Raw genomic sequence first — 14,847 nt, 5'->3', positions numbered from 1 at the left:
CGCTTCTATCCCCCGCTGGATCCTCTATTCCAGAGTAACCCACATTTCCACTCAGGCAAATCACGGCTTCGAACATATAAATTATATTCCCACTCACTACATCCCTCTGGTTTCACTCCGCGTGGGGCGAAAACAGGCTCTGACCGCTTCTATCCCCCGCTGGATCCTCTATTCCATCTAAAAGATGCTCTTTATCTTTTTATCTTTTTATCTTTTTATCTTTTTATCTTTTTAGCTCTTTGTTAATTCTTTCTCATCTTTCATACTATAGTATCCTAAATTCACAACAATTAAGAAATAACCGCCCATAATCCCTACTGCAAATGCCCACATCACCATATGGTGCTCAATTTCGTACATAATAATAGCGCCTAAAATAGCAGCGGCAAAACGATTAAACATACCGAGCGTCGGCGCTTTCGTTTTCTTTACGATACTATCTCCAAGCTTCTCAATTCGTCTCCCTAAAAGCCACACGCAATACATACTTACAATAAGTCCAATTCCTGCACCTAAAAAATGTGCTGAAAACGGTGTTACCATCCAGCCTAGCAAAAGAAAACCTAGTATATAATACGATTGAATTTTAAACGACCTTAACGACATACTAATCATGCTGTTCTCCTCTTCTTCAGTAATTTTTATCTATCCAACAAAAGACTTCTTTCAAGTTCATACTACTTAAACCCATTTCACTCAAATAAAAAACAACATAAACGGTATGTTTATGTTGTTTAAATATTTTTAGAAAATAATATTATACAAGATTTTAAACATCATATTTTCATAATTTGTGACGTTTTTTCAAACATTTTTCGTCCATTTATGAAAAAATTGATATCAATCTATGAACATACGGATATGATGTAATAAGTACACAAATAAAGGGGGCGTCTAATGATTTATTTTTTAATGGCTCTCATTCACCTCATTATCCCTGCACTTATTGGACTTTCATTGTATTGGTACACGAAAAACCATAGTATTTTCTACGCTGTCCTCGGTGTCCTTCTTCCGGGTATTATTCTTATCACACTCTTCCGTATTCCATTTTTAAACTTAATTCCTCTTATTACTGCGATCTTATTTCTCATCTTCTTACCAAAAATAAAAAAATAGGAAAGCAGATCATAGGTGATCTGTTTTCCTATTTTGATATAGGTTCTCCCGCAGTAGAATGCACTTTTACTTTCTCCGATTTCACAAACCATAAACCGAAGAAAATAATAATTCCACCGATTATTTGTTGAAACGATACATATTCATCTGCCCATACAGCTGCAAATAAAACGGCTACAAGCGGCGTTATATACATATATACCATCGTATGTGACGCCCCAATTTTTTGAACGCCTACATACCATATCACTAAACCAAATACTGTTACAAAGAAAATAGAATATAGTAAAGCAAATAGGGTCATTCCATGTGTAATGTAAAATGGCATTGTAAATACATGTGGTCCACTTAATAATAAGAGCGGAATCGCGCCAACTAATGCTGACCATGCGGTAACACGTAATGCTGAATATTTTTTAATTAATGGACCAGCTAAAACAGGATAAAGCCCCCAGCATATTGATGTAATGAGTCCAATCCCATTCCCGTAAAAAGAACTAGCCAGTGAATGCCCTGCTACTAAAACTAAAGCTGCCCCACCAAAAGCAATGATAGAACCGATGAGCTTTCTATAAGAAAACTTTTCTTGTTTCAAAAAAACCGCAAATACAGTTGTAAAAATAGGTGAAATGGAAATGAGTAAAGAGGCATTTGTAGCGGATGTATATTTGACAGTTTCCATAAATAACGTTTGATACAGTACAATACCTACAACGCTAACGATGATTAATCTAGGTATATCTTTTCTCTCCATATAAACCGACTTTTCAATAAAAAATGTAAGGAGTAACATAAGCGGTGCCGCCGATATCATCCGAAGTGCAGTAAACTCAATTGCTGTAAATTCTAAAAGTCCATATTTCGCAATCGTAAAATTAATCCCCCAAATAATAACGACTGCTAAAATTAATAACTCAATTCCCCATCTTCTCATGCGTATCCCCTCCGCAAAAACAATTATACAGAAAATTCAATCATATGTACATTTCATTATGTGAAAAAATCTTTGTATTGTATGAAACGTTTTGGGGCATGAAATTATATCAGCGATTTTCTGAATATATCAGCGCAACTCTGATTATATCGGCGATTTTCCAAATATATCGGCGCAACTCAAATTATATCAGCGATTTTTTAAAGATATCGACTTACCAACAAAAAACGACAATAATAGCGATTCCTACAATAAAAAAGGTGGTTCCAAAATACATTTTGGAACCACCTTTCCTTACTTACACTCGAACATGTAACTTCATATTTGGATTATAAAATTGGCTCGGGCTCTTCAGCTGAAACGTCCCTCCACCTTCATGCCAATCAACTGTTAATTTATCATCCATAAATACAAGCTTTGTGCGATCTGCGATAAAATTCATTGTGCTAGATTCGATATCCACATCGCGCTCATCTTTTTCTGCTACAGCTACTAAATCGATAATTCCGCTCATTACACAACCGCAACCTTCATTATCGTAAAATAACTTTATATATTTCGCTTCATTTGGAATCGTATCCATAATTTTTTTATATGCTGCTTCTGTTACAGTAACGTACATACTCTAATCTTCATCCTCTCTTCTCGTATCCTTCATATATTGTACCACCATTTTTCTTTAAAAATATATACAGAAAATTACGAACAATACACAATGTATGTAGTAAGTGAAAGAAACATTGATGTATGATTGGTTTAAAGAGAATTTTGAAGTGGATGTTACTTTAGTTCCACAGGAAAAATGGTGGTTATAAATTTTTAAAGAGATAGCTAATTTAGCTATCTCTTTTTACTAAACTTAAAATTTCATGAGGCGTTTGAAAAATATAATCAGCCTCTTCAAATCCTTTCCTTGTCTTTGCTCCCCACAAGGCTAAACCAAATTTTGCTCCCGCTTGTTTTGCGCATTGTAAGTCATATACTGAGTCACCTATGTATATCGCTTCTTGTGCCTCTATATTCAATCTTTTTAGACATGCCACAAGTGGCTCTGGATGTGGTTTATGTTTCATTGTATCTTCCACACAAATAGAGTGTTCAAAATATGAATGTAATCCAAATGGCTGGAAATCATCGATAAACTCTTGACGTGTTTTTGAAGTCACAATACCAGTTCGAATCTTATATGAAGATACTATTTCAATCACTTCCGCAATTCCTTTAAATACTGTAATTTCATTCTTAAAATCTGCCATATTACGTATCCATTTCTCATGAACTGCTTTCATATTTTCCACACCAATTTCTTGTAACGTAGCCATACCAGGAATACCTAATGCAAAATGTAGCTTTTCTAATGAATAATTCATCCCTTCATCTCGCAACGTTCTCTGTAATGAATATAAAACTGCTTTTTCCGTATCTAACATCGTTCCGTCAATATCAAATATAATCCCCTTCATTTTTACGTCCCCCTTTACTTCACTCCAACGATTAGCTCAATTCCATATTCTTTCACTACTCTTTCTAAATCGCCAGGTATAGCATCATTCGTAATAATTGTATCTATCGATTCTAATGACAGTGCCTTAAAGTTTTGACGTTGATTCATTTTTGTCTCATCAGCAAGTAAAAACACTTCATTTGTTTGTTTAACAATTTGACGCTTAAAATGAATATCTTCCTCATACGCATAATAGACACCATCTTCTGTAAGACCGGGTGATCCAATAAAAACCTTATCAAAATGATAATCTTTTAGTTTCTCCATTGCAGAAAAACCCGTCATATAACGTGAGTGTTTATTTAATTCTCCACCTAAAATATGAATATTTACATTCTCCATATCCATTAAATGATTTACTGTATCAATTGAATTTGTAACAACCGTTATGTTACTTGCTGTCAAAAATGAAGCCATACAGTTAACAGTTGTTGAAACATCAAGATAAATCACTTCATTATCTTCTACAAAAGAAGCAGCTCGCTTTCCAATAGATATCTTATATTCAATTTCTTTTTCCTCACGATTTACATAATCCGATATTTTATGGTGGAAAGATGATAAAGCTACACCACCATGGGTTCGCACTATTGTTGTTTCATTTGTTAATTTTACAATATCTCTTCTTGCTGTATCTCTGGAGACTTGAAATAGCTCACACATTATCTTCAAACTCATCGTCCTATGTTCATTCAAATACTCCATTATTTTTATTAAACGTTCCTCTTGATTCATACTCTCACCCATTTTTATTTACTTTTAAGTACTTTTAAGTTATTTTAAGTATATCACAACATAAATCCTTAAATAAACCTTAAAATAACTTAAAACAGGAGTGAGAAAATGCTACGTACAATTATTTTTGATTTTGATGGCACACTAGCTGATACTTTACCTTTATGTTATTACTCGTTTCAAAACGTTTTTTGGCAATTTGATAATAAAGAAATTACTGAAGCAGAGATTCTTTCTATGTTTGGCCCAAGTGAAATTGGTATTATTCATGAGAACTTACTCTCTGAAGAAAAAGAAGTAGCAGTTGAAAGATACTATGAATGTTATGAAGAAAAGCATCATGATTACGTAGAGCGAAATCATGAAATAGTAGACCTTTTAATACATTTAAAAAAACAAGGGTTTCAGTTAGCTATCGTAACTGGAAAAGCAAGAAGAAGCCTGGACATTTCTCTAAAAGCATTAGGATTAGTTTCTTTCTTCGACTGTATAGTAGCTGGAGATGATGTAATGAAGCCAAAACCTGATCCTGAAGGTATTCTTCTTGTATTAAATACATTACATGTAAATGCAAACGAAGCAATTTTTATTGGGGATAGTGATGCTGACATACTTGCTGGAAAACAGGCAGATGTACGAACGATTGGCGTACAATGGTTACCAAACTATCAATCTGTTACATTTACTGTACAACCAGATTATTTTATTAAGAAAACAGATGATTTTCTCATCTCATTAAATACTACATTTTCAAAATAAGTAGTCTACTACTGACAAAATTACTGAATCGGGGTAACTTCAAGTATTTAATCCTACTTCAGCTGTAGGTCCAGCTACTGTAACTTGGAGTAGCATTACAACCGGAAACCTCGTTTCGAGAGGAGATGCTATATCCCTTTATATTAATCCTGGAATTACTACCAGTGCTGTATATTCTGTTTTTCTAATCACAAATATTTAGTTCTCTCTTAAAAATAATTTATTCAACAGAAAAAGCCTCAATAATTTAGGTCAACAACTAACAAACTCACTCTATATTACCACCATAAAAATACCCATATCTTAGATTCGTAATTATACATAATGCACCAATAGTGTAAACACTTCCGGATTTTTATTCACAAAAAAGGGAAATCACTCTCAAATAAATGATTTCCCTTTTTAAAATATATTTTTTATTGTATCGGCAACATAACCTTCACTGTCGTTCCAACCCCAACTTCACTTTCAAAACTCATTTTACCGTTGTGGTCTTTAATAATTTTTTCTGTAACTACTAAGCCTAAACCTGTTCCCGTTTCTTTTGTTGTGTAAAAGGCTTCATTTAGCTTCGGGATTTTGTCTTTTGGAATGCCGCAACCTTCATCCTTAACTTGAACAATGATTGCATCTTCTACAGTCACTTTAATCGTAATCGTTCCGCCAACTGACATTGCTTCAATCGCATTTTTAATTAAATTAAAAAACACTTGTTTTAATCGTTTTTCATCGCATGTAATCGATGGTATGTCTTTACTATAAATACCTTGTATGTGCACACCTTGATTTAAAGCAGGCTTCCCCATAACTCGAATAACATAAGCGATAATTTCTTCTATATTATGAACTTCTGATTCTATTGATTTAGATTTCTCAAATCCACTAAGTTCTGTAGCGATTGTATGAATTCGTTCTACTTCTTGTTTCATAATATCACTATATATTTTATCCTCTGGATATTTAACCGCTTGCTTATTTACAAATTTATCTAAATTAGCTAAAGGTCTTTTAATTTTGGAACCAATAACCGTAGCCATTTTCCCAACAGTTGCTAACTTTTCTGTTTGTTGTATTTCTTTATTCATCATCTCAAGCGTACGAACGTAAGATTGGAACCTTAAAAACATAATCCAACATATGATAGTAAATACGCTATATAATGCCATCGGGATTAAAACGAGTGATGAGTGAATCATGATTCCTATAAGAGCATATTTTCCAACAAGTATGCTCGGAACTAACCAAAAATATCTTTTATTCACAAAAAGTGGGGCAAATAAAATAAAAAATCCTTCTACTATATTTCCACCATCAAACTCAGCATCACTACCGTAGTAAATCATAATATTATGGATAAAATCTAATAGATTATATCCAATTAGAATAATATACTTTACTGCAAATGGATTTTTCCATTTCATAAAGTATATTCCAATGCAAAATAAAACCACCATCAGAAAATAAAGCCATAAACCTAAACCATCTTCAAATTGTCCTACTCCTTCTTGCTCTCCTCCTATTAAAGGTACAACAAATTCGTAGGCAAGATCGTATACAAAAAATATAATGAAAAATAAACTTAAATATATTTTCAGCGCCTTCATTTCTTCATTTTTAAATATATCGTCTTTATTCATATGGTAACTCCTAGCTTTTCTCCTACTTGTATTTCATTATTTCCACACTTTTTTGGAAGAATAATATCTATTCTCGTTCCCTTATCTCTTTCACTTGAAATATGTAACGTACCAAGGTGTTCGTTGACAATTCGATCTGCTACCGTAAGTCCCAAACCAATTTTATCCTGTTTTGTTGTATAAAAAGCTTCCGTAACACGAGCCACATTCTCTTTCTTAATACCGTAACCATTATCGATTACACTTAGCATTACATAATCTTGTCCTTTATTTTCTAATCGTAACTCTAATGTGCCACCTTGCTCCATCGCCTCCAGAGCATTTTTTATGACATATAGAAAGACTCCTCTTATTTTTCGCTCATCACATTCAACTTCTATTATCTTTTCTTCGATATTAGACATAAGCTGGACAGTAGATTCATTCATTTTTTCTCGAAGAATTGCTACTGCTTGTAATGCAATTTCACCTATATTATGTTTTTTATAAATAGAGGGTTTACATGTAGCAACTTCCATCAATTCACTTATCATATTATTCATATTTTCTATTTCAAAAATCATCTGTTTATAAATAGGGTCCTCTTCATGCTTCTCTCGTTGTAATTGCGTAAACCCTTTCAATGAAGCAAGTGGATTTTTAATTTCATGTCCCACTGTCGCTGCCATCTTTCCGATTACTGCTAATTTTTGTGATTCACTAGCAATCTTAATACTTTCCTTTACCGCTGAAAGGTATTGTATAAATCGATTTAAAATGATGTATGCTGCTATTAATACAAGTGTATACATAATGAGGAACATAAATCCTTTTACTTCTTTTAATACAAATAAGTAAATTACATATTTCCCTACAATAGTTGAAAGTACAAACACAAAATATTTTTTATTTAAAAATATAGGTACAAAGAAGATGAAAATAATTTCTATTATATTTCCCCCATCAAATGCCGCCTCATTATAAAGCATATACGAAAATATGTTAGCAATTTCTATTCCTATGTATGCAAATACACATGCATATTTCACAAAATTCACTTTCTCTTTTTTTATTAAATATACATTTACACCGAGTATTGCAGTTCCGCAAATAACTTGCCATAGTATGCTATGTCCCTTATCCGTTAGTGATTTATTTTCTAATACGATTGCATAGAAAATTTGGTATGAAACAACAATGACGTATAGCACCCACAAAAAGATTTTGGCATTCCTTTCTTCTTCTTTATATGATAGAAAACTTTCTTTCACTTCAACACCCCTTCAACATAATATCTGGAAGAATATCATTTATTATAATAAATGATTTTCTTATACAAACAAAGATAAATCGAACATTTGAGGAAAATCATCCCAAAATCGTGATATTTTCAGACGATATGCAATCATAAAAATTATAAACAATAATACGTATATTATGTGGGAGAGATTTTATATAAGCGGCAAAAAATGAAGGAAAACTTCCCCCCTCACCAATCGGGCGTTTACGGAGAATGGATGAGGGATAAGTAACTACAATCACACGTAAGAATGAAGGAAAGCTTAGTGTCTTAATAGAACGAAATTCTACGCTCCTGGCGTATGAATAGGAGGCTCATTCATGTTTGTTACCGTCGAGAAAGATGTGCATATTTTTGTGCAAGATGTTAATCCCGGTCCTGGTAGTAAAACTGTGTTCTTCGTCCATGGTTGGCCTTTAAATCATCAAATGTACCAATATCAACTCAACGTGTTACCACAGCACGGTTTCCGCTGCATCGCTATGGATATACGCGGAAATGGGCAGTCTGATAAACCATGGACTGGTTACACATACGATCGTTTAGCAGACGATATCGCCATCGTTTTAGAAGCACTTCAAGTCGAAAATGCTACATTAGTCGGTTTCTCAGTAGGCGGTGCCCTTTCTATTCGGTACATGTCTCGCTATAATGGTCAGCGTATTTCTAAACTTGTATTAGTCGATGCCGTTTCCCCCTCTTTCGTTAAAAATCAAGAATCTCCCTATGGTGTCCCAAAAGAACAAGCAGATACTCTCATTAATCAAATGTATGCCAATCTCCCTAAATTTTTAAATGATGTATCTTTATCATTTTTTAATAGAAACTTAGGATCCGCTACGTTAGAATGGTTTTCTTATCTCGGTATGCAGTCTGCTTCCTATGCCCTCATCAAAATATTGCAAGCAGCTGCAAATGAAGATGTAACGAAAGATTTAAGTAAAATTAACGTGCCAACAAAAATATTCCACGGTATTCACGATCAACTTATCCCATACAAAAGCGCTGAACTTACGCAAAAGCGGATTAAAAATTCTCAGTTACATCCTCTCACCAATAGTGGTCACGGCTCCCCAATCGATCAAGCGGATGAATTAAACGAAGAACTTATAAAGTTTTTGCATTCATAAAAAACTATGCCAAATCGTATCGATAGGAACGTAGTTCTCAAAAACGTTAAAATTCACACATTTCTCACAAATCAACTGATAAAACGATTACATTTTCATTTATACTAAATGTACAGGTAATACTCCCTAAACCCAGCTTGTCTGGTTACCCCGTTAAATACTATAAAAAAGAACTTGTATCGTTATACAAGTTCTTTTTGTTTCTTTTACTTAAAGAGGATATCTTTGCTATATTGATTTCCGACGAGTAAATCATATTGGAGCATTTTATATTGCTCTAACATTTCTTTTTGTTTCTTTGTTAAATCATTGATTACTTCTCCATTTTTATCAATTTTTAATTCATCTCTAAGCACCGGTATTTCCTTGTAAAATGCCGATAAAAATTGATAAAATAAAGATTTATTTAATCCTGCATAATCAAAAATAAGATTAGAAAAATAAATTGGACTTACTACACCTAAATTATCATTTGGCATATCAAAGTTTGCGTACATTAATAGCGGCGTTTGGGCCATCGCTAAACGTTCGCTCGGTGTTTTTTCATTCGTTATATACCCATTCTCTTTATAAAAAGATTTATTTGTTCCTAATGATGGAAGATGATCTCCAAAGAATACTAATAATGTAGGTCTATCTAAATTATCTAGTTGCTCTATTAAATATTGAAGGGCCTCATCTGAACGTCTTAACCCTTCTGTATACGTTTCTAATTCTCCCTTTGATTCTTCATTTTCTAGCCCGCTAATTTCTATTAGGTTTTCACCAAATCGGCCCTCTGTAAATGGAAAATGATTTTGCATCGTAACTGCATGAATAAATGTAGGTTGTTTTTGTTTCTCTAACTCAGCAATTATCTCTTTACTCATCGCTAAATCACTAATATAATCTCCATCAACATCTACATTTTCCATCGTATCAGCTGCATTAAATTTATCAAATCCTAACACCTTATATACATCATCACGTTTAAAGAATGTGCGACCAAATGAATGAATTGCACTTGTGTAATACCCTTCTTTTTTCAACGCCGTAGGGATTGATGGAATTTCTTTCTTATTTGTAATAACCTGCTGATATGGTATAGAACCTGGCTTTAACAAACTCATTGAATAACTCGTTAATGCCTCAAATTCAACGTTCGCCGTATTTCCCCCAAATGTAGGAGAAATAGTTTGTCCACCAGGAAAGTTTTCTATATAATGATGTAAATTTGGTACAGGATCTTCACTAAAAGAAAGGTTAGTTGCTTTCGTCGGATCCCAAAACGATTCACTCATTACAAAAATAATATTCGGTTTCTCTTTTTTCTTTTGGCTCCCTATATTTCCACTATATTGTTTTTTTATATCGTTTGCTATTTGAAGCATATTTTCTTTAGAATAATTTTTTGGTTTTTCCATAACTGTTGTATCTAAATTGCTAATAAACCCAAGTACAAAACCATTTGAAGCATAGTTCTCATTTTGATCCCACAAAACAAAATCTACACCTGATTTTTGAAATACTTTATTCATAAATGTGTTCGCAAAATTACCGTACGCATATAGAACAAAAATAGAACCTACTACTAATAAGGCTCTTATTCCTAGATGAGTCTTTACATTTTGAATATACCTTCTCATATATATCCCTGCTACAATACAAGCCATGATACTTAAGATAATGACAAAAATATAACTCCAGCTAAAATAGTCCATCACCATCGGTATAACAGATTGCATATGCATAATTTGTGTGAAATCAGAAGGATACAGCGGATCACCTCTAAAAATAAGCTTTAAATAATTCACAATACCTAAAATGACTAACGTACAGCTCGTTAAAATCATACTTAGAAAAACCTTGCCTATTAAATTATAAACAAGAATGTATATTGCATAAATTGCTACAAAACTTAATATAAACTGCATGTTATACAAGTAAATCCAATTCATTGCCTCTATAAAACTCATATTAACTTGCATGACAATATAAAATAACGCTACTGTATGAGCTAGTAAAAATAATACAAAATGCACTCGTAGGGATGCCCTAAGTGTAGACATCTCTTTTTTATTAAAATGTGAAATATAAAATGTTATGCCCCATATGAAAATCATCATAACAATTAAAACAAGATTTTGATTTAAATGAGCTTTCATTATGTCTAAATTAAAAACCTTTAAAAGCATAAACAGCATAGTTATTACTAATAAAGTCACCATACTACTTATAATGCTAGAAATTAATATATTTCTTTTTGGAAGATCAAAAAGTGTAGAACCATACTTCAATTCATTCCCTCGTTTCTATGTCTTAATTTCCCCCGCATCGAAAGAACTATTTCTATTAAAATAACATATATGACATATTTCGTCTGCATACTTGATTCTATCATAAATGTATTGTCTTAATATTCCCTTAGTAAACAGTTAAATTATGGCATACAAATTACTCATTCTTGAAAAACTTAATTTCAGCATTCCACTTTATGATATAATAACTATGTTTTGGAAATCCTTAATACTATTAAAGATTTCACATGAAAATACGAAAGAATTAATAAAAAAGGAGTTGCTCATTTTTGCTTACTAAGTTTAAGAGTTTGCCTAAAGCGGTATATGCAATTTTGGCGCTTTCTTTCCTGTTGCACGTTTTTTGTTTAGTAAAACAGCCAGGATTAGATGGAGAGTTAGTCAAAGTAACATATGGTGCAAATGATGCCTTTAACTATTCGTTAACAGCTGAACAACTATTAAAACATGGTGTATTTGGTTATGTGTATTTAGAACCTAGTGAAGTTCCAGGGAAAAATGCATATATCACACCAGGTCAGCCATTACTATTAGCTGGCGCTATGATTATTTCTGATATTACATCAATTCCTTACTATTACGTAGCAACTGTTATTAACATGATTATGAACCTATGCACAGTGCTATTAGTATTCTTAATAGGAAAAGAATTGTTCGAAAAAAACATTTATGGAATTGTTGCAAGTATTTTATATGCTATTTATCCAAGTAACTATACATACTTCCGTACATTGCTAACAGAAGTTCCATCCATATTCTTATTAGCGTTATGTGTATATGTATTTGTTCTCGCATGGAAATACAATAAAGTGAAATTCCATATATGGTTTGGAATTGTCGTTTCAATTTTACTTATGTTCCGTCCAAATCCAGCTCCAATGATGCTCATTCCTGTTCTTGTTGTATTATTTACATATGGATTTAAAGACTCCATTCGAATCGGATTGTTATGGTTTATCGGACCTTTCTTTATTATTGGTGCATGGGTTGTTCGTAACTATTTAGCACTCAACCAATTTATTTTATTCTCAACCCAAGGTGCTGATCCACTAATTGCGGGTGCTGATCCATTTAATAAAATTGGATATGAAAATATAGTAAATGAAATGAGAGCCAAAGGCTTAGATGACAAAGGGGCATACGCAAAAGAATTAATCAAGAACGGCTTTAAGACGGACTTCACTTATTGGTTCTCTTGGTTCACTGTCGGTAAAACAATTGAATTATTCAAAACAGCTCCTGCTGTAGACCAATACCGTATTCACAACTTTATGCAACTATGTCATAGAGTGTTTATCATCGGTACATTCTTAAGCAGCTTCTGCTTCATGCTAAATTCATTTAAACATAAACGCGTTATGATGCTAGTAGCAAGTTCTATTATTTACATTATCTTCTCAAACTTATTCTTAGCAATTAACCGCTATGGATTTTTCATTAATCCCCTTATGTGCTTAATTCTTGCATACGGATTAATTCACATTGCGCAGAAGCTTCCATTCTTCCGCACGAACCAAGCATAATAAGAAAGAGGTCGTCCAACGGTGGACGACCTCTTTCTTATTACCCCACACTTTGCAAACAGCCAATTTGTCCATTCTGTAATCACACTTTAATTCCGTATGTATGTGTTTCTATATTTGTCAAAATATCTTTCACAATACTACTCACTATTTTACTTATAAATGCAAGTTTTTTACAACTATTACTATAACGAAAAAATCCTGCCACAAGACAGGTTCTTTTCGTTATTTTATGATAAAAGAAAAAATCATTAGCATGTGTATTATATAAAAGGAAACAGCCATATTTTCCATACGATACATACGAGTACAATAACTACAAAATCAAAAAAATCTAATCTCGGGCCTTTTTTCATATTCATATGTAGCCACATATGAAACCATTTTGTTTTTGTATATTTTTGAATGTTTTTCTTTGCAAATCGGTAAACGAGCACTTGCATAATAAAAAATCCGACTACGAAAATGAACAAGAAAATGAGAAAATCGACCACAAAATTCCTCCTTATTTTTGCAGCGATTTTTCTACTATATGATTTTTCAAAACCCACTCTTCAAATTGAGCACTTCCAAATTCCCAACTAAGATCACGAGCATGTACAGAAAAAACGTAATAACCAGCATATTCGTCCATAAATTTCCCCGTCTCAATCCCATCTTTCTGAAGACCATATGCTCCAAAATTAAAATATACATCCCACACGTCTTCATTCTTCCGTTTATAAGCAATCGATTCCATATCACATTCTGTTCCGAAATAGTCAAGATGTAAATGTACGCTATCATCATATTCGTACTCCATTTTATCACCCCTTATATTTGTACTTCTTTATCCCCAAAAAAATTCCTGCTATCTACACTCACATGTGGGCACTTACCTACATATCATGCTTGTAGAGTGACTTCTAGGAGGTGTTATATAGTGAAAAAATTAATAGCTGTTTTTTGTATCATGTTACTAGCTGTCTTCACACTTGTTGCTTGCAGTAGTAAAAAAGAAGATACGAAAGAACAAACTCAAAATGTTCGAGTCGGCGAAGTTACCCACTCTCTCTTCTATGCCCCGTTATATGTCGGGATTGAAAAAGGATTTTTTAAAGAGGAAGGATTACATGTTGACCTCCAAACAACAGCTGGAGGAGATAAAACGATGACTGCCTTATTATCTGGCGGGATTGATATTGCTCTCGTCGGTTCTGAAACGTCCATTTACGTTCATCAACAAGGCGCAAAAGACCCCGTCATTAACTTCGCACAACTTACACAAACAGATGGAACATTTTTAGTTTCGCGTAAAAAATTAGACTCTTTTAATTGGAATGACGTAAAAGGTGTTACGTTTTTAGGACAGCGTAAAGGCGGTATGCCGCAAATGGTTGGAGAATACGTTTTAAAGAAAAATGGCATTGACCCTCACAAAGATACAAACTTAATTCAAAACATCGAATTTGCTAATATTGCAAATGCCTACGCATCTGGTACGGGAGAATTTGTACAGCTTTTTGAACCGACTGCAAGTATATTCGAAAAAGAAGGAAAAGGATATATCGTCGCTTCGTTCGGAAATGAATCTGGTACTGTTCCGTATACATCGTTCATGGCAAAAGAAAGTTTCTTAAAGAAAGATAAAGCTGCTGCTGAAAAATTCACACGGGCGCTGTATAAAGCACAACAATGGGTTGATACTCATAGCCCAGAAGAAATTGCTGATGCCGTTTCTCCATTATTTAAAGACACTTCAAAAGACATTACAGTAAAAGTAATTGAACGGTATAAAAAGCAACATTCTTATGCGACAAATCCGCTATTAGATGCTGAAGAATGGAAACAGCTCCAAACGATTATGAAAGACGCTGGCGAATTACAAAAAGAAGTTCCATATGAAGCGCTCGTCAATACGAAAATTGCCGAAAGCGTTATTAAGAAATAG

15 protein-coding genes and 1 pseudogene are annotated in these 14,847 nt (G+C 33.3%); 5 read left to right on the top strand and 11 right to left on the bottom strand.

What is annotated here, in order from left to right:
- Positions 1 to 231: 231 nt before the first annotated feature.
- Positions 232 to 615, bottom strand: a complete 384-nt coding sequence (locus MR070_RS21465; RefSeq protein WP_000624921.1) for an ATP synthase subunit I — start codon at positions 613 to 615, stop codon at positions 232 to 234.
- 282 nt (positions 616 to 897) lie between these two features.
- Here MR070_RS21465 and MR070_RS21460 point away from each other — a divergent pair, with 282 nt between their 5' ends.
- A complete protein-coding gene (locus MR070_RS21460; protein ID WP_000639042.1) occupies positions 898 to 1,119 on the top strand; it encodes a hypothetical protein in 222 nt (73 codons plus the stop codon).
- A gap of 28 nt (positions 1,120 to 1,147) precedes the next feature.
- Here MR070_RS21460 and MR070_RS21455 read toward each other — a convergent pair whose 3' ends face one another.
- From MR070_RS21455 to MR070_RS21440, 4 genes are all read right to left on the bottom strand, one after another.
- Complete coding sequence (locus MR070_RS21455; RefSeq protein WP_242261973.1) at positions 1,148 to 2,053, bottom strand: DMT family transporter; 906 nt, start codon at positions 2,051 to 2,053, stop codon at positions 1,148 to 1,150.
- A 298-nt stretch (positions 2,054 to 2,351) separates the two neighbouring features.
- The gene (locus MR070_RS21450) at positions 2,352 to 2,675 is read right to left on the bottom strand and encodes an iron-sulfur cluster biosynthesis family protein (protein WP_000289565.1); all 324 of its coding nucleotides are present in this window, start codon (positions 2,673 to 2,675) and stop codon (positions 2,352 to 2,354) included.
- Between the two features lie 214 nt (positions 2,676 to 2,889).
- Positions 2,890 to 3,516 (bottom strand): HAD family hydrolase, encoded by a 627-nt coding sequence (locus MR070_RS21445; protein WP_242261972.1) that lies wholly within the window; start codon positions 3,514 to 3,516, stop codon positions 2,890 to 2,892.
- A 14-nt stretch (positions 3,517 to 3,530) separates the two neighbouring features.
- Positions 3,531 to 4,292, bottom strand: a complete 762-nt coding sequence (locus MR070_RS21440) for a DeoR/GlpR family DNA-binding transcription regulator (protein ID WP_048551248.1) — start codon at positions 4,290 to 4,292, stop codon at positions 3,531 to 3,533.
- A gap of 108 nt (positions 4,293 to 4,400) precedes the next feature.
- On the opposite strand from MR070_RS21440, the gene MR070_RS21435 reads away from it, so the two are divergent.
- Positions 4,401 to 5,051, top strand: a complete 651-nt coding sequence (locus MR070_RS21435) for an HAD family hydrolase (RefSeq protein WP_242261971.1) — start codon at positions 4,401 to 4,403, stop codon at positions 5,049 to 5,051.
- 416 nt (positions 5,052 to 5,467) lie between these two features.
- Here the strand turns inward: MR070_RS21435 and MR070_RS21430 are convergent, their stop codons facing one another.
- A complete protein-coding gene (locus MR070_RS21430; RefSeq protein WP_242261970.1) occupies positions 5,468 to 6,688 on the bottom strand; it encodes an ATP-binding protein in 1,221 nt (406 codons plus the stop codon).
- Positions 6,685 to 7,938, bottom strand: a complete 1,254-nt coding sequence (locus MR070_RS21425; RefSeq protein ID WP_242261969.1) for an ATP-binding protein — start codon at positions 7,936 to 7,938, stop codon at positions 6,685 to 6,687. Before MR070_RS21425 ends, MR070_RS21430 begins: the two co-directional genes overlap by 4 nt.
- A gap of 349 nt (positions 7,939 to 8,287) precedes the next feature.
- On the opposite strand from MR070_RS21425, the gene MR070_RS21420 reads away from it, so the two are divergent.
- Complete coding sequence (locus MR070_RS21420) at positions 8,288 to 9,097, top strand: alpha/beta fold hydrolase (protein WP_044793588.1); 810 nt, start codon at positions 8,288 to 8,290, stop codon at positions 9,095 to 9,097.
- A gap of 206 nt (positions 9,098 to 9,303) precedes the next feature.
- On the opposite strand, the gene MR070_RS21415 is transcribed toward MR070_RS21420, so the two are convergent.
- Positions 9,304 to 11,373, bottom strand: a complete 2,070-nt coding sequence (locus MR070_RS21415) for an LTA synthase family protein (RefSeq protein ID WP_044793589.1) — start codon at positions 11,371 to 11,373, stop codon at positions 9,304 to 9,306.
- Between the two features lie 290 nt (positions 11,374 to 11,663).
- Between MR070_RS21415 and MR070_RS21410 the strand changes: the two genes are divergently transcribed.
- On the top strand, positions 11,664 to 12,917 hold the full coding sequence (locus MR070_RS21410) for a glycosyltransferase family 39 protein (protein ID WP_044793590.1): 1,254 nt from the start codon (positions 11,664 to 11,666) through the stop codon (positions 12,915 to 12,917).
- A gap of 82 nt (positions 12,918 to 12,999) precedes the next feature.
- Here the strand turns inward: MR070_RS21410 and MR070_RS21405 are convergent.
- From MR070_RS21405 to MR070_RS21395, 3 genes and pseudogenes are all read right to left on the bottom strand, one after another.
- Positions 13,000 to 13,074 (bottom strand): annotated as a pseudogene (locus MR070_RS21405) (DUF2196 domain-containing protein); the annotation flags it as partial.
- Between the two features lie 106 nt (positions 13,075 to 13,180).
- Entirely contained in the window at positions 13,181 to 13,411 is a 231-nt protein-coding gene (locus MR070_RS21400) for a hypothetical protein (protein ID WP_242261968.1), read from the bottom strand.
- An 11-nt stretch (positions 13,412 to 13,422) separates the two neighbouring features.
- Positions 13,423 to 13,719, bottom strand: coding sequence for a DUF3986 family protein (locus MR070_RS21395; RefSeq protein WP_000455572.1), 297 nt, complete (start codon positions 13,717 to 13,719; stop codon positions 13,423 to 13,425).
- A 120-nt stretch (positions 13,720 to 13,839) separates the two neighbouring features.
- Here MR070_RS21395 and MR070_RS21390 point away from each other — a divergent pair, with 120 nt between their 5' ends.
- A complete protein-coding gene (locus tag MR070_RS21390) occupies positions 13,840 to 14,847 on the top strand; it encodes an ABC transporter substrate-binding protein (protein ID WP_070807023.1) in 1,008 nt (335 codons plus the stop codon).

Source organism: Bacillus cereus group sp. BfR-BA-01453, from assembly GCF_022662915.1.
GTDB lineage: Bacteria > Bacillota > Bacilli > Bacillales > Bacillaceae_G > Bacillus_A > Bacillus_A paranthracis.
This window is presented reverse-complemented; position numbering and strand designations above follow the sequence as displayed.

What these genes read in the sequence shown, in the direction of transcription:
- MR070_RS21395 (WP_000455572.1), bottom strand. Translation starts at nt 13,719, where the DNA reads ATGGAGTACGAATATGATGATAGCGTACATTTACATCTTGACTATTTC.
- MR070_RS21420 (WP_044793588.1), top strand. Translation starts at nt 8,288, where the DNA reads ATGTTTGTTACCGTCGAGAAAGATGTGCATATTTTTGTGCAAGATGTT.
- MR070_RS21440 (WP_048551248.1), bottom strand. Translation starts at nt 4,292, where the DNA reads ATGAATCAAGAGGAACGTTTAATAAAAATAATGGAGTATTTGAATGAA.
- MR070_RS21445 (WP_242261972.1), bottom strand. Translation starts at nt 3,516, where the DNA reads ATGAAGGGGATTATATTTGATATTGACGGAACGATGTTAGATACGGAA.
- MR070_RS21430 (WP_242261970.1), bottom strand. Translation starts at nt 6,688, where the DNA reads ATGAATAAAGACGATATATTTAAAAATGAAGAAATGAAGGCGCTGAAA.
- MR070_RS21435 (WP_242261971.1), top strand. Translation starts at nt 4,401, where the DNA reads ATGCTACGTACAATTATTTTTGATTTTGATGGCACACTAGCTGATACT.
- MR070_RS21455 (WP_242261973.1), bottom strand. Translation starts at nt 2,053, where the DNA reads ATGAGAAGATGGGGAATTGAGTTATTAATTTTAGCAGTCGTTATTATT.
- MR070_RS21450 (WP_000289565.1), bottom strand. Translation starts at nt 2,675, where the DNA reads ATGTACGTTACTGTAACAGAAGCAGCATATAAAAAAATTATGGATACG.
- MR070_RS21460 (WP_000639042.1), top strand. Translation starts at nt 898, where the DNA reads ATGATTTATTTTTTAATGGCTCTCATTCACCTCATTATCCCTGCACTT.
- MR070_RS21465 (WP_000624921.1), bottom strand. Translation starts at nt 615, where the DNA reads ATGATTAGTATGTCGTTAAGGTCGTTTAAAATTCAATCGTATTATATA.